At 72.6% G+C, this 1,612-nt stretch carries 1 protein-coding gene and 1 pseudogene; both read left to right on the top strand.

Translation table 11 applies throughout. From position 1 onward, the window contains the following. A pseudogene (locus tag ACIPIA_RS15820) lies at positions 1–208 on the top strand (nucleotidyltransferase family protein); the annotation flags it as partial. Continuing rightward, on the top strand, positions 201–1,612 hold a 1,412-nt coding region (locus tag ACIPIA_RS15815; RefSeq protein WP_465246966.1), incomplete at its 3' end, for a PD-(D/E)XK nuclease family protein. The pseudogene ACIPIA_RS15820 and the gene ACIPIA_RS15815, both read left to right, overlap by 8 nt.

Here is a 1,612-nt window from a genome sequence, read left to right as displayed (position 1 = left end):
GGTCTATGCCGGCGTTGCCATCCTGAGGCCGGAGCTCTTCGCCGAGACGCCTGAAGGACCGTTCTCGCTCAACCTGCTCTTCGACCGCGCCATCGCCCGCGGGCGCCTGTTCGGCGAGGTGCTGGAAGGGCGCTGGCTGCATGTCGGCACGCCCGAAGCGATCGCTCCCGCAGAAGCCGCCTTTGCGGCACAGCCGGTCGATGCCTGAGCTCAAGCTGTACAGCATTCCCGCCGGCGCGCCGTTTCTGGAGGTGTTGGCGCAGGCGATGCTGGACGGGCGGCTGGGGCCGATCCACGATCCCGCCGATCCGGCGGCGATGGCCCGGGCCACGCTCTATCTGCCGACACGCCGCGCCGCCCGCGCCTTCACCGCGATCCTGGCCGAAAAGCTCGGAGGCAAGCCGCTCCTGTTGCCGCGCATCGTCCCGCTCGGCGATGTCGACGAGGCGGAAACGGCGCTGATCGGCTCGGGCGGCTGGACCGGCGAGCGGCTCGCCCCGATCGAGCCGCTGCAGCGCCGGATGCTGCTGACGCGGCTCGTGGATGCCTGGGGCCGCACCGCCAACCGCAGCCATCTCAGGCTCGACCCGTCCGAACCGTCGCTGGTGCCGGCGACACTCGCCGAGGCTTACGGGCTCGCCGGCGATCTCGCCGCCCTGCTCGACCAGATGCAGACCGAGGGCGTCCCGGTCGAGAGGCTTGCCACGCTCGATGCTGCCCGCTTCGACAGGGTCTGGCAGCTCAATGCCAGCTTTCTCGCGATTCTCGGGGAGGCCTGGCCCGAGATTCTCGCCGATCAGGGCGCGGCCGATCCGGCCGAGTTCCGCAACCGAATGCTGGCGGCCGAACGCGAGCGCCTGCTTGCCGGAGAGGCGAGGGGGCCGATCATCGCGGCAGGCTCGACCGGCACCGTCCCGGCCACCGCGCGGCTGCTCTCGGCCATCGCGAGGCTACCCAACGGCGCGGTCATCCTGCCCGGCATCGATCTCGGGCTGGACGAGCAGGCCTGGGGCGCCATCGGCAGGGAGCCCGCGCCCTCGCACCCGCAGGCGGCCCTGCACCATCTCATGGAAACGATCGGAGCCGAGCGAGCCGACGTCCGCGAATTGGCGGCGGCCGACGACGCACGCCACGCACGGGGCGATCTGCTGCGCGAGGCGATGCTGCCGGCTTCGGTGACGGAACTCTGGGCGAGCCTCGGCCAGCGCATTGCCGCCGGCGAGCCGGAAGAGGGTTTCGCCGGCCTGCGCATCGTCGAGACCGCAGACGAGCGCGAGGAGGCGCTGACCGTCGCCATCGCCCTGCGCGAGACGCTGGAGCAGCCGCAGGCGCGGGCGGCGCTCGTCACGCCCGATCGCGGCCTTGCCGAACGCGTCGCCGTGGAGCTCGCGCGCTGGGGCGTCGAGGTCGACGATTCCGCCGGGCAACCGCTGGGGCGCTGGCCGGCGGGATCGCTGCTGCGACTGATCCTGGATGCGGCGCTGGCGCAGATGGCGCCGGCCACGCTCGTGCCGCTCTTCGCCCATCCGCTCTGCCGGCTGGGCCAGAGCCGCGAACGGCTGGCGCGTGGCGCGGCGGCGCTGGAGATCGGCTGCTGGCGCGGCAATGCCGT

Source organism: Allobosea sp. CER48, from assembly GCF_044752385.1.
Lineage (GTDB): Bacteria > Pseudomonadota > Alphaproteobacteria > Rhizobiales > Beijerinckiaceae > Allobosea.
The sequence above is the reverse complement of the archived record's forward strand: the minus strand, read 5'-3'. Positions and strand labels throughout refer to the sequence as shown.